The organism is Anaerolinea thermophila (genome assembly GCF_020723905.1).
Lineage (GTDB): Bacteria > Chloroflexota > Anaerolineae > Anaerolineales > Anaerolineaceae > Anaerolinea > Anaerolinea thermophila_A.
On the sequence record NZ_DYHZ01000004.1, the window covers coordinates 236,720 to 258,419 of the forward strand.

Genomic DNA, 21,700 nt, shown 5'->3' on the forward strand with positions numbered 1-21,700 from the left:
TCTGAATCAAAGAAGACCCGAAAGGGTATTAAGACAGCACAATGATCAGTGACGACCAAAGTGCGGCAGCGATGAGTCTGAATCAAAGAAGACCCGAAAGGGTATTAAGACCCATAGTTATCCTCCAATAGAGACAAACCATGAAGGTTTAGTCTGAATCAAAGAAGACCCGAAAGGGTATTAAGACAGGCTGAAGAGGGAAAGAGGGGGGGGAAAAGGTCTTAAGTCTGAATCAAAGAAGACCCGAAAGGGTATTAAGACTCACTGGCTTGTTTTTATCCGATACTTTCTTGGGCTGTTTGTCTGAATCAAAGAAGACCCGAAAGGGTATTAAGACTCTAGCATAAATGCAACGGTTGCATTTGCAGGTGAAACGTCTGAATCAAAGAAGACCCGAAAGGGTATTAAGACTCTAGCATAAATGCAACGGTTGCATTTGCAGGTGAAACGTCTGAATCAAAGAAGACCCGAAAGGGTATTAAGACATCTGCGAGCCATGTCTGTCGCGTCCATGCCTTTCAAGATTGTCTGAATCAAAGAAGACCCGAAAGGGTATTAAGACCAATACAGGATGCTCAATGCCCGTGGAGGTAAGGTTGAAGAGTCTGAATCAAAGAAGACCCGAAAGGGTATTAAGACTGCGCCCTGAATGGGGCGCCCGCGCCACTTTCTCTCGTGGGTCTGAATCAAAGAAGACCCGAAAGGGTATTAAGACGCCCCTCCCGTCTGGAAGGGGCACAGCCACTGGCAGGTGCGTCTGAATCAAAGAAGACCCGAAAGGGTATTAAGACACGTCTACGGCCTTTTGGCCGTACGATATTTCCAACGCTAAGTCTGAATCAAAGAAGACCCGAAAGGGTATTAAGACAGAACCGCGGACAAATCATACCGACCGTTTATCTTAAGTGTCTGAATCAAAGAAGACCCGAAAGGGTATTAAGACTCAGTTTTCATTTCTCCCTCCGTTGTATTTTCCGTCTGAATCAAAGAAGACCCGAAAGGGTATTAAGACTCAACGAGATTGTGGATGCTCTTTCGGGATTTCTGTTCTACGCAACTCAGAGGGGGATTGACCAGAACGTGGCTCTGTACGTGGATAATGTTCTGGTTTTCGGAGACCCATACGACGAAGAGATGTACAACGAGTTGTTTGTCAAAGGGTTGCTGAAAGGCAAACTGAAGAACCTGTTTGACGAATATATTGGTCTCCTAAAACTCAGCCAGAAACTGAAAAAGGCTGGCGTGGATATCTTCAATGCTGAATTTTGCTCAAAAGCACTGGATGATTACGTCTGGGAGATTACCTTTCAGGGAGGTTAAAGGCTGGGAGAGCGAAAATTGTTTTGCGTTGTTTGGGCACAGCCCTGTTCGATTTCAACCCCCTGACAACAGCGGGAATTTCTAATTACTGAGGAGGTTGTATGTTGAAGAAAGCCGTTTGTGTGTTCTGCAAGAAAGAAATGATGACGGACGCCTGGGAATATGCCGATGAACCCGTCGAGATTATCTGCGATGACTGCGACACCCGCAAAGTCATTACCGTCAAATGCCCTGTGTGCGGTAAGACCCACCAGACCCTGTGGTTCGAGGGCACGGAAACAGAAATCTGTGATGAGTGTGAAAAGAACCTGATTGCGTAAGGCAGGGGAGGGCGCCAGCCCTCCCTTAGAAAGGAGTTGCCATGAAACTATTCGTGCAGAAAGGGAAGGTCGTCTGAATCAAAGAAGACCCGAAAGGGTATTAAGACGTATCAACGTTCGAAGCACCGCGAGGTGACTAGAAGCACTAAACGGTTACAATCAATTGAGGAGGTTATATGAGCGACGAAGAACCTGTTGTTATTCGCGAATCGGAACTTAACAGCGACGAGACCCAAGACCGGAACGCCGACTGGATTAAGTACGCGAACCCGAAATCACAGGAGGCGGATTTGCGGGCGTCAATCTGGGCGCAGTATCATCATTTGGGCATCCCGTGTCCTTTCGAGGACGAGTGGGTAGAGGATCAAGAACCGCCCAAACGCAAGTAAGTCTGAATCAAAGAAGACCCGAAAGGGGATTAAGACCGAAAGGCGGCAGAGGTTCCCCTCTCCCTGCACTTGCGCAGGGAGAGGCTGTTTTGGGTCACCCGCTCGGACAAAATTCAGATATACTTAAACCATCCACACCCTTGAGGGGGAAGCCCTATGCCTCGAACGATTGTGCTTCTGTTGCTGGTTTTATCCCTGACCGCCGCGGGACTGGGGGCCTGTCAGTCCACGCCCACCCCCGCTCCCACCATGGACCCTGCCGTGCTGACGCAGACCGCCGCCGCCGCCCGGACGCAGGAGCGCGGCACGCAGGAAGCCCTGCAGACCTCGCAGGCGCTTCTGAACATCACCCCCACCATCACCCCCACGCAGACGACCGCACCTACCCGCACGGCAACCCCCACCGTCACCCCCACCATCACCCTGGTGCCCACCCGCACGGCAACGCCCCTGCCCAGCGCCACCATCACCAACACTCCCTCGCCCTACACCTGCCGGCTGGTCTCGCAGGTGCCGCGCGACGGCTCGACCATCAAGCCCAACACCACCTTCACCGTCACCTGGACGGTGCAGAACGTGGGCAAGGCGGTCTGGGAGGATATTGGCATTGACCTGGTGCAGTTGGGCGGCGATAAAATCGCCGTGCAGACCATTTACGACCTGCCGCGCACGGTCAAGCCCGGCGAGACGGTGGATCTGCAGGTGGAGTTGAAAGCCCCCGAAACCTCCGGCTATTACCGCACCGACTGGAAACTGGCCATTGTGGATCAGGGGTTCACCTTCTGCCCGCTGTACGTGGATTTCTGGGTGAGCGACCGCTAGACTGGATCCAGGTCTTTTAGATATAATGTTCTATAGAAAGGAAACCGGGTATGCCGGGAAGAGGAACTGCCCCGCGAAGTGGGAACGAACTGAAACAACGAGTTGTGGATCTTGCCCGCGAACTGGGTCTGGAAGTCAAGACAGAAGTCAGGGCGGCAAGGAGGCTCTGGGGACAAAAAAGACATATTGATGTCGTTCTTACCGAGCCTAAAACGGGAAAGCGTCTGGGGATCGAGTGTAAATTCCAGTCCACTCCGGGAACGGCGGAAGAAAAAGTGCCTTCCACCATTCAGGATATTGAGCACTGGCCCATTCCCGGAATTGTCGTGATTGACGGGGAAGGTTTTTCGGAAAATATGAGCGGTTACTTGATGTCAACCGGAAAAGTGGTCTGGTTTGAAGATCTGGAAGACTGGTTGCGCCTTTATTTTGGACTGTGATATGGGAAACCCGGTTCCACGACCTTTTCTGAAATGGGCTGGCGGAAAGACACAACTGGCAGATGCAATTCTTGAACGCATGCCGGTTTCTTTCAACACCTATCACGAGCCTTTTGTGGGGAGTGGAGCCATATTCTTTCGCCTTTACCGCGATCGCAAAATCCGGCATGCGATTCTCTCTGATATTAACGCCGAACTGATAGATACCTACCTTGCCATCCGTGACCATGTGCTGGAAGTTATCTCCATCCTGGAGCAGTACCCTCACGATAAAGCCTTTTATTATGAGATTCGCGAAAAAGATCCGTGGACAATGAGTTTACCGGAGCGGGCTGCTCGCATGATTTACCTGAATAAGACCGGATACAACGGCCTGTACCGCGTCAATCGTCAGGGAAAATTTAATGTGCCTTTTGGCAAATACAAATCTCCAAAATATCTGGACAGGGAAAACTTAATCGCCGTTTCGCAAGCCTTGCAGGATGTAGATCTTCTATGTGTTTCTTTTGAGACGGTTGTTGAACGGGCAAAGATGGGAGACTGGGTATATTTTGATCCTCCCTACGTGCCGCTTTCTCAGACAGCGAATTTCACTTCCTACCAGCCAAACGGTTTTGGCGTACAAGAACAGGCAAAGTTAAGGGATGTTTGTGTTGAATTAACTCGTAACGGGGTCTTTGTGACCCTCTCAAACTCAGACACCCGGTTGATTCGCGATCTCTATTTCCCTGAATACTTTTTAACGGATGAGGTCTTAGCCAATCGTGCCATCAACTGCAATGGTGCAAAGCGAGGCAAGATTACCGAACTGTTAATTACAAATTATCCTGTTGAAAGAGCCATTCAACTGCAACTGCTGGAGACGAGAGGAACGTACCTGATTCATTCTGCCTCTTAACTTCGATGGGGTTTTTGTATGGAACGGGTGGGAAGACAAAAAAGGGCTGTCGGGTACAGTGACCGGACAGCCCTTTGCAATGGCGCGCTCAGCGCTTCAGTGCGTCACAGCGGGAAGTGGGTGGCTGTGCCCGCCACCACAATCCAGGTGAAGAGCAGGGCATTGAGGAACGCGCCGGTGTAGATGCGTCCCGTCTTGCGGTAGAAGAAGGTGGTCAGCGCGCCTGCCAGCCCGAGGATGGGGATGAACTGAATGCCGATGATCGTCCACAGCGGCTGGGTGGGATCCAGCAGCATCCCGTTTGTCCACATGGGGATGTACTGCACCAGTTGCAGGGCGGTGTAGCCGACGATGAAGAACAGTGCGTTCACCGCCACTTCCTTCCACAGCCCGAAGTCGGCGCGGCGCATCTGCGCAAACAGGGCAAGGCTGGCGAGGAAGAAGTACACAAACAGCGGAATGAGGTAGCGCAGGGCGATGGCGAAGTGCGTCGGGCTCATCAGTTTGACTGCGAACACCCAGAAGCGGTAATCGGTCTTGAAGAGGAAGTCGGTGACCAGCAGGGTGGCGTAACCCAGCAGGACAATGGACAGTGCCAGCACGAAGGCGCGCCCGATCTTCATCCAGTTGAGTTTGCCGTTCCAGGTCAGTCCGTATTCATCCCCGCCGCCGCGCTGGCTTTTCTTGACCAGCAGGAAGTGCCAGATCAACAGCAGGGCGAGGGAAATCAGTCCGTTCAGCACCGCCCAGAAGGTGACCTGGGTGGTGATGTTCTGGGGGAAGAACCACGAGGCTTTGAAGAGTTTGCCTGCCCAGGTGGTGAAGGTGAAGAGGGTCAGCGGACCGATGGCGGCGGTGAGCAGAGCCCCCAGCCACCAGCCCCAGCCGCTCAAGCCTCTGGCGGCAGGCAGAGGATCCACAATGGCTTTGAAGTAGGGCACTTCTACCAGCAGACCGCCCACGGCGAAGAGGAACAGGAAGAAGCCCAGCAGGGCAATCAGCGTGCCAATTTCCTTCCAGTACCAGATTTGATTGCTGGCGGGCAGGGGTGTGCCGCCCTGCAGGGTCTTCTGGAACCAGTCAATGGCGTGACCGATGGCTTGCTGGCTCAGGTGATCGCCGGGGTGGGAGATGCGCGGCTGGTAAAGCACCCGCGCCGTGCCGGCGTTGATATCGCCGTACACTTTGCCCACCTGGATGTCTTCCTGCGTGTTGAAGAGGGCTTTCATCTTGTCGGTCTTGCCGGCATCCACGGCGCGCGGTGTCAGCCACATCAGCCCGGAGAACTCATCCCACTGGCTGAAGACTACTGCCACGTTGCGGGGGAACTCGGGGGTGCCGTCGGGTGCGCCGTAAGTGCCGGTGGATGAGCCTTCCAGCACCACCGATTTGTAGCCATCGGGGAACACCGAGGCGGCAATCAATACTGCCCAGCCGCCCATGGAGTGCCCTTCCAGACCGATGTTGTTCTTGTCCACAATGTCCAGCGAGCGCAGGTAGCGCAGTCCTTCAATGCCGCCGAAGCCGTCGGCAAAGGCGGGACCTTCGCTGTAGCCGTGCCCGGACTGGTCAAGCGCCAGCACCACATAGCCGCGGCGGGCAAATTCAATGGCAAAGCCGCTCTGCGTCTCACGCGAGTTGATGTAGCCGTGGATGGCGAGGATGCCCGGCGCGGGCTTTTCCACCGACACCCCTTTGGGAATGTAGAGCAGGGCGGAGTAGAGACGTCCGTTGGGTGCGGCAAAGCGCACATCTTTAACGATCACCTGTCCAAAGTTGGTTTGCACGGCACTGGCAAGCAATCCCCCGATCAAAATCATTGCCAGCGCAACGATTAAGAGATTGCGATACAGTTTCTGATTCATGGTTGTCCTCCCGAGAAAAAAAACAAACAGCGTTGAAAGCGATGAAGTCAGGCGTCAGGTGCGTACTCCCAACAAACCACCCCCTTTCGTGTGAAGGTTCAACCCGATTCATTGTATATTCATTTTGATTAAAAAATCAAGTTTCTAGCGCATGGAATTTCTCGAAGGTCCTGCTCCGTTGTGATGGTGTTCGTGCTTGTTCCGGTACATCTCCCGGTCGGCGCGGGGGGCTTTCTCGGGCGGGGGCGTCAGGTTCAACCCGTCCACGTGGTTGATGTGCGGCACGTGCACCTCGCCGTCCTCACCGAACACCACCACGCTGAGCGAGGCGGGCGCCACTGCAAGGCGGTGCAGGGCGTGCAGGGGCATCAACAGGTAATGCGCCACCGCCAGACGCACCACATCGGCATGGGTAAAGCAGGCGATCATCTCGCCGGGGTGGCGCTGGCGCAGGTCTTCCAGCTGGGCGATGATGCGCGCCTGCGCTTCGGGGAAGGACTCGCCGCCGGGGAAGGTAAACTGTTCGGGGCGCTCGCGCAGGGCTTTCCACGCCTTAAGCCGGCGCAGGCTCTTCAGCGTGCGCCCTGCCCATTCCCCGGGGTCCACCTCGTTCAGCCCTGCGGCTTCCAGAATGGGCAATCCTTTTGCCTCGGCAAGGGGACGGGCGGTCTCGCGGGCGCGTTCCAGCGGGCTGGCATACACCGCGCGGATGGGGGCATCGGCAAGGCGTTTGCCCAGCGTCTGGGCTTGCTGGATGCCCTTTTCGGTCAGGGTTACGCCGGGCAGACGTCCGGGCAGGCGCCCCTGAGCGACAAAATGGGTCTCACCGTGACGAATCAGCAGAAGGATGGTCGGGGGCTTCATGGGGGGCGGTCTCCGTTTGAGCGGTTTTCCAGGCACGCCAGCGTTTGAGGCGTTCCTGAATGGCGGCTTCATAGCCCTGGTCAGAGGGGTTGTAGAACATCGTTCCCTGCAGGGAGGCGGGCAGGTACTGCTGGGGGACAAAGTGACCGGGGAAATCGTGGGGGTACAGGTAGCCCTTGCCGTGTCCCAGTCCTCTGGCGTCGCGGCTGGCGTCCATCAGGTGCACGGGGACGGGACCGGCGCCTTCCTGCTGGATGCGCTCCAGGGCGCTGTAGTACGCCGTGCCCACGGTGTTGCTCTTGGGGGCGGTGGCAAGGTAAAGGGTGGCTTCGGCGATGGGGTAAATGCCTTCGGGCATGCCGATGTAATCAAAGGCATATGCCGCCGAGACGGCAACCTGCAGGGCGTGCGGGTCTGCCAGCCCGATGTCCTCTCCTGCCAGGATGATGAGGCGCCGCAGGATGAAGCGCGGATCCTCGCCAGCGGCGAGCATCTTCGCCAGCCAGTAAAGGGCGGCGTCGGGGTCGGAGCCGCGCACGCTTTTAATGAAGGCGGAGATGGTGTCGTAGTGGGCATCGCCGTTCTTGTCGTACAGCACGGCGCGGCGCTGGATGGACTCCTGCGCCACCTCCAGGGTGATGTGGCGGACGCCCTCTTGATCGGGCGGGGTGGATTCAACCGCCAGTTCCAGGGCGTTGAGCAGGTTGCGGGCATCGCCGCCGGATACGCGGATGAGATGCGCGCGGGCTTCGGGGTCCACCTCCACTTTCAGGTTGCCGTAACCGCGTTCGGGGTCGGTGAGGGCGCGGTCGAACAGCACGCTGAGGTGATGCTCTTCGAGGGGGAGCAACTGGAAGATGCGCGAGCGCGACACCAGCGCGCTGATCACCTCGAAGTAGGGGTTTTCGGTGGTGGCGCCTACCAGGGTAATCATGCCGCTTTCCACGTGGGGCAAAAGGGCGTCCTGCTGGGCTTTGTTCCAGCGGTGTACCTCATCCACGAAGAGGATGGTGCGCCGCCGGTACAGTTTGCGGCGTTCTTCGGCTTCCTGAATGACGCGGCGCAGATCGGGCACACCCGCCAGCACGGCTGAAATGACCTCGAAATGGGCGCGGGTGTACTGGGCGATCAACTGCGCCAGGGTGGTCTTGCCGGTGCCGGGCGGTCCCCACAGGATGATGGACGAGAAGAGGCGGTCGGTCTCGATGGCGCGGCGCAGCAGTTTGCCGGGACCGATGATGTGTTCCTGCCCGACCATTTCGTCAAAGGTGCGCGGGCGCAGTCGCGCCGCCAGCGGGGCTTCGCTCTTCATTTGTTCTTCATGAGCATGGTCAAAAAGGTCCATGCGCTTTGTGCTCCTCCCTGAGATTCTGATGTTGAATATATCATGTTTTGGGGGAGTGTGGAACATTTGTCTGAAGTTTTATGGCGGGCAGGGGGCGCCTCTACCCGCCCGAAAGACAAGCCAGACCATCCCCCCGCGGGATGGTCTGGGTCGGATCTGCGCTGGGAAGGGGATGGACTACTCGGCTGGAATCAGGGCTTCGAAATCCTGCAGGGTACCGCGGTCGAGGGCGCAGGTGATGATTTGCCTGCCCAGGGGGTCGAGGTCTTCGGTGAGGAAGGGCTGAAGGGTGCGGCGGAAGAACTCGTAGAGGATCTTCGCGCCCTGATCGTAGCCTTCTTCTCCCACTTCGGGCTGGGTGTCTACCTGCAGGAACCAGCGGGCAATCTGCTGGCCTTCTACCTGCATTTGGTGCATGGCGTAGCCCAGCAGGGCGCAGCGCGCCGGGCGGATTTGCTCCGGGCGGAAGCGCGCGCTCCCGCGCCGCGCCAGATACTCGCGGGCAATCCACTGTGCCATGAAGCCCACCTTCCACGCGCCGATGTGCTGGTTGGGGACGAGGATGTAGCGCATGCGCCGGTAGGCGGCAAACTGGTCGAGCAAAATGTTGGCGTGGCGCACCTGCAAACCGCTGGAGAAGGGCCAGTACGAGCCGACGCCTTCACTGCTCATGCCTTCTTCATGCACGATACTGGGGTTGTCGTGTCCGCGCGGCGCCGCCAGACGCCACAGCCAGGCAAGCGCAGGCGGCAGGATGTGGAACAGCCCGATGATGCCGTAACTGGGGTTTTCGCGGGTGCAGGGCGGGGTGCGCACTCCAAAACTGCGGATGTCCACCGTCACCGAGCCGTGAATGATGTTGGGGACGATGGCGCGCGGGATGATCACCCGGGGATTGGGGCAGGGCTTGCCGGGGGCGTCTTCGATGTGCTCCCAGATGAGGGCGCGCGAACCGGGCACGGCGTCAATGTTCAGGAAGAGCAGGGGGCGTTCGGGCTGTGCCGTCAACCCTTCAAGGAAGGGGTCGGTGCCGTAGCGGCGGATGTGATCCACGCGCACGAACCAGGCACGCTCAGCGTCTTTCAGGCGCAGTTTGCCGTGATTTGCCTGAATGGAGGGGTGGCACAGCGCCATGTCGTCGGTCACGGGGCGCAGTTCGCAGGCGCGGGGAATCTGCAGGTAGCGTTCCTCGCCGGTGACCAGATTGCGTCCCAGCAGCCAGCGTCCATCGGGGGCGCGGTGGGCTTGCTCCAGCATTTCGCTCTTACCGCCGCCGCTGGCGCCCTCGTGCATGAGGGTGATCTCGTTGTCGTAGGGGGTGATGACGCGCACGGTGGAGCAGTGCGCCGTGGTCCAGCCCTCTTTTTCGCCGAGGTTCAGAAGCATGCCGTACACGCCTTTCTTGGCGCTGGGACCCGGGTAGAGGTTGTAGGAGAACATCTCGTACACTCCGGGCAGGCGGTTGTGCACCACCACCTGTTTGCCCTGAAAGTGGGTGTGGCGGAAGACCGGCGCAATGTACACCACCGCCGAGGGGTGGAAATCTGCGGGGATTTCGGCAGGGGGAATCATTCCCTGAAGCATGGCAAGACCCAGGGCAAAGAACCCGGCATTGGCAGGACACAGCACCAGCGCGCTCAACCCGATCTCATCGGCGCCGGCGTTAAAGGCAAACACGAGCAATTCCTGCGTTTTCAGCCAGTCAAAGGTTTGCTGGCGCAGTTCCTCAAAAGGCTTGCCAAAGCGTTCGGCAAAGCGGGGCTTGTCGGTTGGCAGGTCATCTCCCACCACCAGGCAGTTGGGGTCTCGTCGGCGCATATACGGTTCGAGATAATTGGCGGCAATGCCGTTGCGCACGCGGGCAACGTGGGCTTCAACCACCCGTCCCACGCCGGGCACGTCGTATGCCACCTCAAAGGCATTGCTCTCGCGACCGCCACACGCCAGATCGGTTAATTCTTGCTCAGAAGCAGGCGAAATGACGCGGGGTGCCTGTTTCAGGATGGCTTTTGCCTCCTCCGGAATGTTGAACTGCGTCCAGTCCATAAAACGACCTCCTGTAAATGCTGGCAGGCTTTCCTGACTCGTCAGACAAGCGGAAATAATGCCGCAGATTATAGCATTTTGAGGGAAAAGGGGAAGATGATTCAGAAAAAAATGACCCTTTTGGGTGAGGATTAATGATCCTCTCCCTCCAGCCACTCGTGCAGTTTTTGCTCCAGGGTTTGCTGAAGGTTCTGGTAGTCCTGTCCCAGTTTGAGCACCTTTGCCGGGTCGGGTGGGGGCGATTCGAGGGCGCGGCTGAGCACTGCCAGTTGCTCTTCCAGACGGTGGATCTCGGCTTCCAGTGCCTGCTGGCGTTTGATGCGCTCGCGCTCTCTGTTGCGAGAGGGGGTGGAGCGGGGGGCGGGCTTCTCGGCGGGCTTGACGGGTGCCGCCTGCGCGCGGCGGGCTTCTTCCTCGGCGCGCAGAACCTCGCGGTACTGGCTGTAGGTGCCCTCGAACACCCGCAGGGTGCGCGCTTCGGGAATGACTTCCCAGATCTGGGTTGCCAGAGCGTCAATCAGATAGCGGTCGTGCGAAACCAGCAGTACCGTGCCTTCGTAGTCGGCGAGGACGGCTTGCAGAATTTCCTGCGAGGGCAAATCCAGATGATTGGTGGGTTCGTCCAGCAGGAGCAGGTTGGCTTTGGAGAGCGCCAGCACCGCCAGCGCCAGCCTGCCGCGTTCGCCGCCCGAAAGCACCCGCACCGGCTTGAAGACGTCATCTTCGGTGAAAAGGAAGCGCGCCAGATAGTCGCGAATCTGCCCGGGGAGCATGTGTGGCGCGGCGGCGGCAATTTCTTCCATCAGAGTGTGATCGGGGTTCAGCCCTTCGTGCGCCTGAGCAAAGTAGCCCACCTGCAGGCTGGCGCCCAGGGTGACCTCGCCTTCGAGGGGGGGCAGGATGCCCAGGACGGTCTTGAGGAAGGTGGTCTTTCCGGCGCCGTTGGGACCGATGACGGCGGCGCATTCGCCGCGCCGCAGGGTCAGGTCGGGGACGCGGAAGAGCACGCGTCGTTCGTCGGGGTAGCCCACTGCCAGGGCGTGGGTGCGCAGGACCAGATCACCCGAACGCTGGAGAGGGGTCAGTTGCAGGCGCAGGGCGCGCGGCTTGACCGGCGGGGTCAGGCGGGCGGTTTCCAGCAGGCGCTCCAGACGTTTGAGCCTGCCTTTTGCCTGGGCGGTGTTCTGCCCGGCAATGTTGCGGCGGATGTATTCCTCTTCTTTTTCAATGAAGGCTTGCTGTGCGGCAAATTCCTCCATGCGGCGGCGGTAGCGTTCCTCGCGCTGATGCAGGTAGGCGGTGTAATTGCCGGGGTACATTTCCAGCGCCGGGGTCATCTCCCAGATTTGTTCGGCAACCTGATCGAGGAAGTAGCGGTCGTGCGAGACCAGGAGGACGGCGCCCTGCCATTCTTTGAGGGTGTTTTCCAGCCACTCGATGGCTTGAATGTCGAGGTGGTTGGTGGGCTCGTCCAGCAACAGCAGGTCGGGCTGGCTGAGGAGGAGGCGTGCCAGCAGGGCGCGGGTTTGCTGTCCGCCAGAGGCTTTGTTCAGCGGGCGCTGGTAGTCGTTCTCGCTGAAGCCCAGTCCCTGCAGGGTCTGGCGGATGCGCGTTTCGTAGGTATAGCCGCCGGCGCGTTCAAAGGCTTCCTGAAGTTTGCCGTACTGGGCAAGCGTCTCTTCGGAATGATCGCCGGCGCTCATGCGCGTTTCCAGGGCGTGCAGTTCGTCCTGCATTTGTAACAGGGGGGCAAAGGCGCTCAGACATTCCTGCCAGATGGTGCGCTGATGGCTGAAGTGGGGGCGCTGGGGCAGGTAGCCCACCCGGCAGTTGCGGGCAATCTGCACCTCGCCGGTGGTGGGTTCTTCCTCGCCTGCCAGGATGCGCAGGAGGGTGGTCTTGCCCACGCCGTTGACGCCCACCAGCCCGATGCGCGCGCCGTGAGGAATCGCCAGATTGAGGTCGCGGAAGACATCCAGCGCGCCGTAGGATTTACTCAGGTGGTTGGCAATCAGCACCGACACGCTGGAGAGTATACCACAGGCAGGAAGGGTTCACGGCGAAGCGGAAGGGGTTGCGTCATCTGTACGGGCAAACCCTCGCACTGCCCGCACCTCGCGCCAGGAGATGACCTGGATGCGTTCACGCGCCAGCGTTTCCCGGAAGATCGGATCGGCTGGCAGGCGGTGTTCCCACGTGCGCTTTTCCCAGTGCGGCGCAGTGACGCGCAGTTCCGGACTATCCACGGCTGGATGAAGGAAAAGTTCATGGACGCCTTCCGGCAGTTGAGTCAGTTTTTTACATACACTGTCGCGGAATGTTTCGTAGGTCTCGCCCGGTAACTTTTCATACGGGTGTGCAAGCAGGCAATCCAGCACCGGAACCTTCAGCGCAGTTGCCATCTCTGCAACCTGCTGAAGCATGCCAAGAACTTCCGGGCTGAGCGAATCGCCGATAGCGTCGCCCGGCAGGAAGCGCGTGGGCAGGCGGAAGGGAAAACCACGTTCGGCACACAGTTGAAAGACCAGGGGAAGGTGGCTCTGCACACCCATCACACCGTAGAGCGACCCCATGTGATTGTCCAGATGCGAGACGCGCACCCCCCACCGCTCGGCATACGCCAGTTGTGCCCGCATTTCTCGATTGACGTCTGCCGGTTGAGAGAAGCGCTCCACACTGAACACATCTGGATAAAAATATCCCTCTGCATCCACCAGCGAAGGGACTTCTCCCTGTGCAATCGGGCGCCAGCGTTCATCTGGCGTTTCTCCACTTGTAAAAGTCAAATGCAAACCAATACACTTCTCCGGATGCGTGCGGGCATATTCTGCTGCTTCAGGGAACCAGGGACAGGGTGTCATGAGAGTAGCGGAGGTGATCCAGCCCTTTTCCAGCAAATCCATGATGGCAAGATTCGTGGAATGGTTCAATCCAAAATCATCGGCGTTAATGATCAAATAGCGTGTCATTCTTTTTCCTCTTGCTGCGTGCCTGCCCCAGGCTGTTCGCCTGCCAGTTTGACGACAGGGTGTTCTTCTCGATATAAAAAGGTGATGGCAAATGCAATCAACAGCAGGGCAAACGGTACTGCGCTGATCAGAAAGCGAAACGCGGCTTCCGGGTTGGGACCAGGGTTTTGACCGCTTTCGTAGCCGTAAAGCATACCCACGATCCAGAAAGCCACTGCAGAAAGAAAGGCGCTCGACCGCGTGATAAAGCCGCCTACAGCGCCGTAGATGGCTTCGCGCCGCTGTCCTGTGCGTTCGGCATCCAGGTCAATGATGCGCGCGCCAACCACACTGGGGGTGACCAGAAAGCCCGCCAGACCAAAACTGACCAGAAAGCCCCCCAGCGCTCCGCCGATCAGCCCTTCAACAAATGCCATCGGGATGACGGAAAGCCCATACACAACCATGGCTGTCTGCCAGGCGCGCTTTGCTCCAACCTTGCGAATCAACCATGCCCATACCGAAACGAGCGGCACTACGGGGATGAAGATCATTGCCAGAAGGATGGAGACCTGACTTTCGGGAATTTTGAGCGCGTATTTGGCGTAGAAGGGGATGATGGAGCCAAGCAAGCCGTTGACCGTCTGAGCAAAGGAGTTGGCGATGTTGAACACCCAGAATGGACGGTTTTTAAGTGTTTCTCGAAACGCCTCGGCAAATTTGAGCGGGGGTTTCTGCTGCGCTTCGGAACTTTCGCGCACCGTGAGAATGAGAATTACCATTAAAATGGCGTACACGACTGCGAACAGCAACGCCATGCGCTGGAAGCCGAACGCAGCGAAGACAATCGGCGTTACAGCCGCGCCAATCAGAATGCCGATGATCTGATACCCTTGCTGGATCGCCGAAGCCCGCGCGCGCTGTGCATCTCCACGGAAAATCTCGGGAAAGAGCGCACCGTAATTCGTCCACTGGATGGCGGCGGTTGTCTCATACAGGATCAGCGCCAGAGTGAACCAGATGAACAGACTCTCCCCCTGGAATACGCGGGGTGGCGAGAAGACAAGCACGAAAAAGAGGGCAAATAACGGCAAAGTGGCTACCAGCCAGGGTCGCCGCCGTCCCCAGCGCGTGCGGGTGCTGTCAGACCAGTAGCCGAAAAGGGGATCGTTGACGGCGTCCCATACCATATAGATTGTGCGGGCTATGGTTGCCAGCCCAACTGCCAGCCCCAGCGTCTCTACATAAAAATACGTGTAATACGTGCTGAACGCCTGCCCCGGGATCATTAAAGCCAGCATCCCCAGTGAATACGTCCACGGCGAATTGATAAACTTTGATTTCATGGGCGTCCCTTTCCTGTCTGCTGAATCTTTTATTAATTCTAGCATGAATACCCGATTCACTGATTTTTGCCTTGCTGACCGGGGGCGTGGATGAAATGGTCTTTGCCTGCACTGAACGGACTGGTCTCAAGAGTCTGTCAGGCAGGTTTGTGAATGGTTATATTATCCTGTCTTTCAGCCGGATACCGGTATCCGCGCCAGCGTTTCCCGGCGTTTTGTGCCTGTTTGATGGGGGGGCTTTTCAGGGCATACCCGTTCAGTAGATGCGCTCACCGGGTTTCAGGTCGCCAAACCAGCGCTCAAAGGTTGTGTTGTAGAAGGACAGAATGGCAAGGTTGCCCAGTCTCCAGTCTGCGTGGAAAGCCTTTTGAGGGCATCCGGTCAGGCAGCGGTAACAGCGGATACAGCGATCTCCCAGAATCGGATAGGGTTGCAGGGTGATGTTATGCACCGGACACTCATAGACGCACCACTGGCACCGATTGCATCGTGCCGGGTCAGGTTTGGGTTCTGGCAACATCCGGCGCAGAAAGCCATCTGTGCTGATGAGGGCGACAAGGTTGTAAAACCTTCCTCCCGGCTTAAAGGTATCGGGACGGCTCTCAGCCACAGGGTCAGGGGAGCCAGCCGAGACATGTTCGATGAGCGCTGTAGCGAAGCGCCGCGCCCGGGCAAAATCCTCTGCGTTGGGGCGCCCCGGAAACCTGCCCTGAAGACAGGGCGCAGGATGATGAAGTTCTCCACGGGCGAGAAAGCCGCTCACCACATCAGCCCCCCTGGCTTGCAGCAGGCGCGTCAGGTCGAAAAGGACTCGACCCGGCGCACCGCCCGATGTGGCAAAAACAAAAGCACGCCTGCCTTCCAGCGCCGGCAGATTCTGCAGGAATGTTTTGATGGGCGCAGGTGCCTGGCTGGAAAAACAGGGCGTTCCTATGCCCAGCAAATCGCCCGCGGCAGCATCCTGAGGAGAGGCTTTCTTCAGCGAGATCAGCCGTGTGGCATGTCCCGCTTCCCGAAAACCTTCAGCCATTGCCTCAGCAATGCGACGCGTGTTGCCCGTCTGAGAAAAGTAAATCAGTCTGATATCCATGGAATGTCTCCAAATAGTCCACCACTGCCCGGAGACATCGGGTTTAGCCAGACCGCAGAGAGCAGCGTCGAGTGAAAGGGGATGTCGGATCTTTCCTGTACGATCCTGACGTTATTCTCCTTTCATGACCAGAGGTAAATGGATCTGAGCACCCGGGGCAATCACGGTGAGGGTGGGGTCGTACACCAGCACCGTACCCGAACCGCCGTACCGTTTGCCGAGGAAGTAGAAAGTATGTGTGCCGGCGGTTACCGGCTTGAGCACCGAGAGAGCCACGGACTCGTCCGTGCCGTCTCCGGAGTCGTCGTAGATGTTGACCCAGCGGTCAATGTCAGCATCGCCGCTGATGGTATCAATGCCAATCTCAAAAAGGGCTTCGTATTCGCCATTTTGCCGCGCCACCGAACCATTGGTGGAGATGAACACCCAGCCGGCTTGCGGTACGGTGAGGGTGCACTGGCGAATGACCTGAAAACTGCTGGAGGTTGTCGTCCAACTTGTATTTCCCGATGCGCCGCAGGTTAAGAGGGAGCCACCCGCGGCGAGTACTGCTGCCAGGTTACTGGAGAGGGTAGATGACATCCGCTCATCGTCGTTCCTGGATCCAGAATCGGGTGGAGCGCTCCATGTTTCTCCAGAGGGGTTCTCAATGACAGGTCTGGCGCTACCGTTTTTGGACAGGGGGTCTGGCGTAAGAATGGAAAAGAAATCATCGTCAGAGTCCGGTTCGGGAGGCAGAAAACTGTTTTTATCGGAGGGAACGGGGGTAGACGCCTCGGGTATGGGAATATCGGATGGCAATCTGTCGACATTAGAACCCGATACGCGATTTGTCTGTGGCAGTGCCATGATGCTGATCAGAGCGATAATCGCCCCAAACACATACCGTAGATGAGCAATGCGTAACCTGTTCACAGTCGGCTCCTTTTCAGGTGGATTGACCTTCTCTCCTGTGCAATCAACCGTTAAGGGCAGGGATGTGCCGCGGCTGTGATGCGTGGTTTGCTCACCCCCATAAAGAGTAAATCTTCTACTTCTTAAAATTATATATCAAAATTATTTATTTAACCTATTCCGGGTGTGGAAACATCGACCACGGGTAATCCCGTTCGAAAAAAGGCTGTTTTTTTTTTCTGTGGGGGGAAAGGTTCTGGCTTTCTACATTAAAAATCCCTTCCTTGACGCCCGGCGCAAGATTCGGTAAGATGAACGCATGTATTTATCTGGCTCCAGGTGGAGCATGACGCGCCGCAAACGGCGCGCCAACCCGCTCAGGCTGATGGTCTTGATTGCCGCCGTCGGGGTGATGCTGTACGTTAACCAGTTCGTCGTGCCCAACACCCCGCCGCTCTTTGTGCCTACCCCCACCCCGACCCGCTCTCCCGAATCGTTCCTGCAGGAAGCCCGCGCGTTTGCCGCCGAAGGGCGCTTTACCCAGGCGGAAGCCGCCTACCAGCAAGCCCTGCAGGCAGATCCCAAGAACATCACCATTTATCTGGAACTGGCGCGTCTGCAAGCCCTTTACGGCAAGTATGCCGAGGCGCAAAAGAACGCCGAGAATGCCATCCTGCTCAACCCCAACAGCAGTCTGGCGCATGCCATCCACGGATGGGCGCTGGGCTTGCAGGGCGAGTACCTGCCCGCTCAGGCAGAACTGAACAAAGCCATCGAAATGGAGCCCGGCAACGGGCTGGCGTATGCCTATCTGGCAGAGGTGCTGGCACTGCAAAAAATCGAGGGGAAAGACGACCCCACCACGCTGGATAAAGCCATTGAAGCCTCGCGCAAGGCGGTGGAACTGGCGCCTGATCAGATGGAATCCTACCGCGCCCGCGGCTACGTGCTGGAGATCACCAGCAATTACGCCGATGCGGTGGTGGCGTTCCAGCAAGCCATTGCCCTCAACAGCAACCTTGCCGACCTGCACCTGGCGCTGGGACGCAACTACAAAGCCCAGGACATTTACGATAAAGCCATTGAAGAATTCAACAAAGCCATTGCCCTGCGACCCGACGATCCACGCCCCTACGTGGAGACAGCCCTGACCTACCTGCGCTACGGCGAGTTTGCCAAAGCCGCCCAGTACGCCGAGCAAGCCATTCAGCAAGATCCCTCCGACCCCTTCCTGTACGGCTATCTGGGCACCATTCACTACCGCTCGCGCAACTACAATCAGGCGGTGAAGTTCCTGCGCCTTGCCACCCGCGGCGGACTCTCTGAGAGCGGTACGATTGTGCAGGGGCTGCCCCTGGATGCCACCAGCCAGTATCTCTACACCCGCTACGGCATCTCGCTGGCGTATGTGGGCGAGTGCGGCGAAGCCCTGCAAATTTCGCAGGCGCTCCAGCAAGCCTTCCCCGATGATGCGGTCAATCTGGACAACGCCGCCGAGATTGTGCGCATCTGTGAGACGGGCGGCGACCAGCCCACCCCCACCCCATAAGCCATGGCGCAAAAATACCTGTTCCGCAAACGGTCTTCTTCCAACCCCTACACCATTCTGGCGCTTACGGTGGTCTTGCTGGCGCTGGTGGCGGTTCTGCGCGGCTTGCAAACGCAGCAAATTGAGCCGCTCTTTCTGCCCACCCCCACCCCCACGCGCACCTCGAACTCTTACGCGCTGGAAGGGCAGACTCACTTTCAGGCGGGCAACCTGAAAGGCGCCATCGAAGCCTATCAGCAAGCCCTGCAGACCGAGCCCAACAACGCACGCATCTGGATGGAACTGGCGCAGATTCAAACCTACTCCTACAAATCGCTGACCACCCGCGAAGCCCAGCGCCAGCGTCTTGCCGAGGCGCTGGAATCGGCAAACCGCGCGGTGGAACTGGCGCCCGAAGACAGCAGTGCCTATGCCATCCGCGCTTTCGTGCGCGACTGGAACGCCGGACTGCTTGAATCGGGCGAGGAGCGCAGTCGCCTGCTGGTGGAAGCCGAGCAGGACGCTCAAAAAGCCCTCCTGCTGGATAAGAACAACGTGCTGGCGCTGGCGTACTCTGCCGAAATCCTCAACGACCAGCAGAAATGGGATCAAGCCCGCCAGTACATTCAACTGGCGGTGGAGCGCAACCCCAACCTGATGGATGTGTGGCGGGTGCAAGCCGCCATCCTCGAAACGCTGGGCGATTATCAGGGCGCCATTCAAGCCTACGACCGCGCCATCGAACTTGCCCCCAACCTCACCTTCCTGTATGTGCAGGCGGGCGTCATTTACCGTCATCTGGGCATGACCCAGACCCAGAAGAACGTTGCCATGCAGTATTACACCACCGCGCTGGATTACTTTGCCAAAGCGGTGAACAAAAACAAACAACTGGGCATCGAAGACCCCGTGCCGTATATCGCCATTGGTAAGGTGTACACTCAGATGGGCGAGTTTTTTGTGGCGGCACTGAATGCCAAGAAAGCTCTGCAGATTGACCCCTACAGCCCTGACCTGTACGGACAACTGGGCATGGTGTACTTCAAAGCCCGCAACTATGAGACAGCCATCCCCGCCCTGCAGTGCGCGGTTGAGGGCTGTCCTCCGCAGGTGTCCTGCGAGGTGCGCGACTGCGACCCTGCCACCGACCCGCCGATTGAGATTCAGGGCATTCCCCTGGAACCCAATGACCCCGCCACGGTGGTGTATTACTACACCTACGGCTCGGTGCTTGCCGGAATGTACCGCCCCGTGGGCGAGACCAGAGACTACTGCGACCGCGCGCTGAAGGTTTTTGACCGGGTGCGGGCGCTCTACGCCAGCGACAGCACGGTGATGGGCATCGTGCAAGCCAGCGAGTCCATCTGTGCGTCGTTTGGCATTACCCGCAATCCGTAATACGGGGCGGCGTTATCGCGGAGCGGTTTCTTCCCGACGGGTGCGCGCTTCCAGCGCTTTGTAGAGCATGATGGAACCTGCCACCGCGGCGTTGAGCGATTCAATCCTGCCGCGCATGGGCAAACTTACCAGCACGTCGCAGTGCCGGCGAACCAGCGGGCGCATGCCTTCCCCCTCATTGCCCACCACCAGCACCAGCGCCCCATCCAGGCGCACGCGATCGTAAGGCTGGGCTTCGGACGAGCCTTCCAGCCCGACCACCCAGGCATCGGCATCTTCCTTGAAGGTTTCCAGCGCCTGTGCCAGGTTGGCTTGCGCCACCAGCAAGTGCTCGCTGGCGCCCGAAGAAGCCTGCACCACCGCAGGGGTGATGCCTGCCGCCCGCGCCAGCGGAATCACCACCCCGTGCACCCCCACCGCCTCGGCACTGCGCAACAGCGTGCCCAGATTCTGCGGATTCTGGATTAAATCCAGCCCCAGTGCCAGCAGGGGCTCGCCGCGCTGACGCGCCAGTGCGAGGATATCCTGCAGGGTGGCGTAGGGGTAGCCCGAACACTCCAGCGCCACCCCCTGATGACTCTCACTCAAACTGTCCAGTTGCGCGCGGGGAACACGGGAAACAGGCACCCGCCGCGCGGCGCTCAGGGCAAGAATCTCTTCCACCCTGCCCTTTTCTTCCACCCCGCTGGCAATCAGCAGGCGGAAGAACTGCCTGCGGCGGGCGCGCAGGGCTTCGTAAACGGCATTTCTACCGCTGATCCACTCTTTCACTTCTCGTACCGCCAGAGGGTGCCTTCGCGGGTATCTTCGAGGGTCACGCCCAGCGCGGCGAGACGGTCGCGAATCATGTCGGAGAGCGCCCAGAGTTTCTGCTTGCGCAGTTCGCTGCGCACCTCCACCAGCAGGTCAATGAAGGGGGCGGCTTCCTGCGGTTTTCCCTCTTCCATGCGCAGACGCAGACCCAGCACCCCCGCCAGTTCGCGCAGGACGTTTTGACCCACCGCCAGTTGTTCATCGGTAGCGCCCTCGGTGCGGGCGGTGTTGATGGCGCGCACCAGTTCAAAGAGATGGCTGAGCGCCCCCGCGGTGTTGAAGTCATCGTCCATGGCTTCCTTAAAGCCTGCGCGGGCGGCGCGCGCCGCCTCTTCCAGCGCCTTGACCGCCTCGGCGGAAATGCCCGCCGCCCCGGGCAAAGCCGGACGCAGGGCAGATTTCAGGCGCTCCAGGGCGCGTTCGGTCTGCTCGATGACCTCGTCGTTGAAGGTCAGGGGAGCGCGGTAGCCCGAGTTGAGCACCATCAGGCGCAGGACATCGGCATCGTGTCTGGCGAGGAACTCGTCAATGGTCACCAGATTACCCAGCGACTTGGACATCTTCTCGCCGCCGAACTGGAGCATGCCGTTGTGCACCCAGTAACGGGCAAAGGGTTTACCCGTGTAGGACTCGGACTGGGCAATCTCGTTTTCGTGGTGCGGGAAGATGAGGTCGTTGCCGCCGCCGTGGATGTCAATTTGCTCGCCGAGGTGGTGCAGGTTCATCGCCGAGCACTCGATGTGCCAGCCGGGGCGTCCTTTGCCCCAGGGGCTGTCCCAGGCGGGTTCGCCGGGTTTGGCGGCTTTCCACAGGGCAAAGTCCATGGGATGTTCCTTCTGTTCGCCCACCTCGATGCGCGCGCCCGCCTGCATCTCGTCCAGTTTTCTGCCGGAGAGGCGTCCGTAATCCTCATCGCGGGTTACTCGGAAGTACACATCGCCGTTGGGAGCGGCGTAGGCATAACCCTTCTCGATCAAGCCCTGGATGATGGTGATGATCTGGTCAATTTCCTGCGTGGCGCGCGGGTTGATGGTTGCCGGAAGGACGTTGAGGTCTTCCAGATTCTTGCGGTATTCCTGAATGTGCATCTCCGCCAGCGCAAACGGATCCATGCCTAACTGGCTGGCGCGCAGGATGATTTTGTCGTCCACGTCGGTGTAGTTCATGGCGTGTTTGACCTCATAGCCGCGGTATTCCAGATAGCGGCGGATGATGTCGAACACCAGTGCCGACATGGCATGCCCCACATGGGCTTTGTTGTACACCGTCGGACCGCACACGTACATACGAACCTTACCCGGTTCGATGGTCTCGAAGGGTTCTTTCTTTCGGGTCAGGGTATTATAAATTTTCAAAGCCATAGGTCTTTCCCTC

General features: G+C 58.4%; 19 protein-coding genes and 1 CRISPR repeat array (1 of these 20 only partly in view). Of the genes, 8 read left to right on the forward strand and 11 right to left on the reverse strand.

Annotation, left to right across the window (positions count from 1 at the left end):
* Nucleotides 1-1,012: direct repeats of the CRISPR family, unit length 36 nt; unit sequence GTCTGAATCAAAGAAGACCCGAAAGGGTATTAAGAC; it begins 373 nt to the left of the window's first position.
* Nucleotides 1,013-1,080: 68 nt separating this feature from the next.
* From LHF31_RS07835 to LHF31_RS07860, 6 genes are all read left to right on the forward strand, one after another.
* Nucleotides 1,081-1,320, forward strand: coding sequence for a hypothetical protein (locus LHF31_RS07835; protein ID WP_303774052.1), 240 nt, complete (start codon nt 1,081-1,083; stop codon nt 1,318-1,320).
* Between the two features lie 101 nt (nt 1,321-1,421).
* Complete coding sequence (locus LHF31_RS07840; RefSeq protein ID WP_298009740.1) at nt 1,422-1,640, forward strand: hypothetical protein; 219 nt, start codon at nt 1,422-1,424, stop codon at nt 1,638-1,640.
* A gap of 176 nt (nt 1,641-1,816) precedes the next feature.
* Nucleotides 1,817-2,029: a hypothetical protein gene (locus LHF31_RS07845; RefSeq protein WP_298009743.1), complete on the forward strand. Its 213-nt coding sequence runs from the start codon at nt 1,817-1,819 to the stop codon at nt 2,027-2,029.
* A 156-nt stretch (nt 2,030-2,185) separates the two neighbouring features.
* Entirely contained in the window at nt 2,186-2,851 is a 666-nt protein-coding gene (locus tag LHF31_RS07850) for an NBR1-Ig-like domain-containing protein (protein ID WP_303774055.1), read from the forward strand.
* Nucleotides 2,852-2,901: 50 nt separating this feature from the next.
* Complete coding sequence (locus tag LHF31_RS07855) at nt 2,902-3,291, forward strand: PD-(D/E)XK nuclease superfamily protein (RefSeq protein ID WP_298009748.1); 390 nt, start codon at nt 2,902-2,904, stop codon at nt 3,289-3,291.
* A 1-nt stretch (nt 3,292) separates the two neighbouring features.
* The gene (locus tag LHF31_RS07860; protein WP_298009751.1) at nt 3,293-4,189 is read left to right on the forward strand and encodes a DNA adenine methylase; all 897 of its coding nucleotides are present in this window, start codon (nt 3,293-3,295) and stop codon (nt 4,187-4,189) included.
* A gap of 104 nt (nt 4,190-4,293) precedes the next feature.
* Here LHF31_RS07860 and LHF31_RS07865 read toward each other — a convergent pair whose 3' ends face one another.
* The 9 genes from LHF31_RS07865 to LHF31_RS07905 all read right to left on the reverse strand — a co-directional run bounded on the left by LHF31_RS07865 (nt 4,294) and on the right by LHF31_RS07905 (nt 16,608).
* On the reverse strand, nt 4,294-6,054 hold the full coding sequence (locus LHF31_RS07865; RefSeq protein WP_298009753.1) for a S9 family peptidase: 1,761 nt from the start codon (nt 6,052-6,054) through the stop codon (nt 4,294-4,296).
* Between the two features lie 144 nt (nt 6,055-6,198).
* Nucleotides 6,199-6,918, reverse strand: a complete 720-nt coding sequence (locus LHF31_RS07870) for a histidine phosphatase family protein (RefSeq protein WP_298009755.1) — start codon at nt 6,916-6,918, stop codon at nt 6,199-6,201.
* Nucleotides 6,878-8,263: an AAA family ATPase gene (locus LHF31_RS07875; RefSeq protein WP_298009758.1), complete on the reverse strand. Its 1,386-nt coding sequence runs from the start codon at nt 8,261-8,263 to the stop codon at nt 6,878-6,880. The genes LHF31_RS07870 and LHF31_RS07875 overlap by 41 nt, the downstream gene beginning before the upstream one ends.
* A gap of 177 nt (nt 8,264-8,440) precedes the next feature.
* The gene (locus LHF31_RS07880) at nt 8,441-10,309 is read right to left on the reverse strand and encodes a DUF4914 family protein (RefSeq protein WP_303774058.1); all 1,869 of its coding nucleotides are present in this window, start codon (nt 10,307-10,309) and stop codon (nt 8,441-8,443) included.
* A 131-nt stretch (nt 10,310-10,440) separates the two neighbouring features.
* Nucleotides 10,441-12,333, reverse strand: a complete 1,893-nt coding sequence (locus LHF31_RS07885) for an ABC-F family ATP-binding cassette domain-containing protein (protein ID WP_298006348.1) — start codon at nt 12,331-12,333, stop codon at nt 10,441-10,443.
* Between the two features lie 30 nt (nt 12,334-12,363).
* A complete protein-coding gene (locus LHF31_RS07890; protein ID WP_303774060.1) occupies nt 12,364-13,278 on the reverse strand; it encodes a polysaccharide deacetylase family protein in 915 nt (304 codons plus the stop codon).
* Entirely contained in the window at nt 13,275-14,603 is a 1,329-nt protein-coding gene (locus tag LHF31_RS07895) for an MFS transporter (protein ID WP_298004126.1), read from the reverse strand. Before LHF31_RS07895 ends, LHF31_RS07890 begins: the two co-directional genes overlap by 4 nt.
* 256 nt (nt 14,604-14,859) lie before the next feature.
* Entirely contained in the window at nt 14,860-15,693 is an 834-nt protein-coding gene (locus LHF31_RS07900) for a flavodoxin domain-containing protein (RefSeq protein WP_298004121.1), read from the reverse strand.
* Between the two features lie 111 nt (nt 15,694-15,804).
* The gene (locus LHF31_RS07905; protein ID WP_298004118.1) at nt 15,805-16,608 is read right to left on the reverse strand and encodes a hypothetical protein; all 804 of its coding nucleotides are present in this window, start codon (nt 16,606-16,608) and stop codon (nt 15,805-15,807) included.
* 325 nt (nt 16,609-16,933) lie between these two features.
* On the opposite strand from LHF31_RS07905, the gene LHF31_RS07910 reads away from it, so the two are divergent.
* Together LHF31_RS07910 and LHF31_RS07915 are read left to right on the forward strand one after the other, a co-directional pair.
* Nucleotides 16,934-18,136 (forward strand): tetratricopeptide repeat protein, encoded by a 1,203-nt coding sequence (locus LHF31_RS07910; RefSeq protein WP_298004115.1) that lies wholly within the window; start codon nt 16,934-16,936, stop codon nt 18,134-18,136.
* A gap of 3 nt (nt 18,137-18,139) precedes the next feature.
* The gene (locus LHF31_RS07915; protein WP_298004112.1) at nt 18,140-19,513 is read left to right on the forward strand and encodes a lipopolysaccharide assembly protein LapB; all 1,374 of its coding nucleotides are present in this window, start codon (nt 18,140-18,142) and stop codon (nt 19,511-19,513) included.
* Between the two features lie 12 nt (nt 19,514-19,525).
* Here LHF31_RS07915 and rlmB read toward each other — a convergent pair whose 3' ends face one another.
* Nucleotides 19,526-20,284 (reverse strand): 23S rRNA (guanosine(2251)-2'-O)-methyltransferase RlmB, encoded by a 759-nt coding sequence (gene rlmB / locus LHF31_RS07920; RefSeq protein ID WP_298004109.1) that lies wholly within the window; start codon nt 20,282-20,284, stop codon nt 19,526-19,528.
* Entirely contained in the window at nt 20,281-21,687 is a 1,407-nt protein-coding gene (gene cysS / locus LHF31_RS07925; RefSeq protein ID WP_298004107.1) for a cysteine--tRNA ligase, read from the reverse strand. Before cysS ends, rlmB begins: the two co-directional genes overlap by 4 nt.
* Between the last annotated feature and the right edge of the window lie 13 nt (nt 21,688-21,700).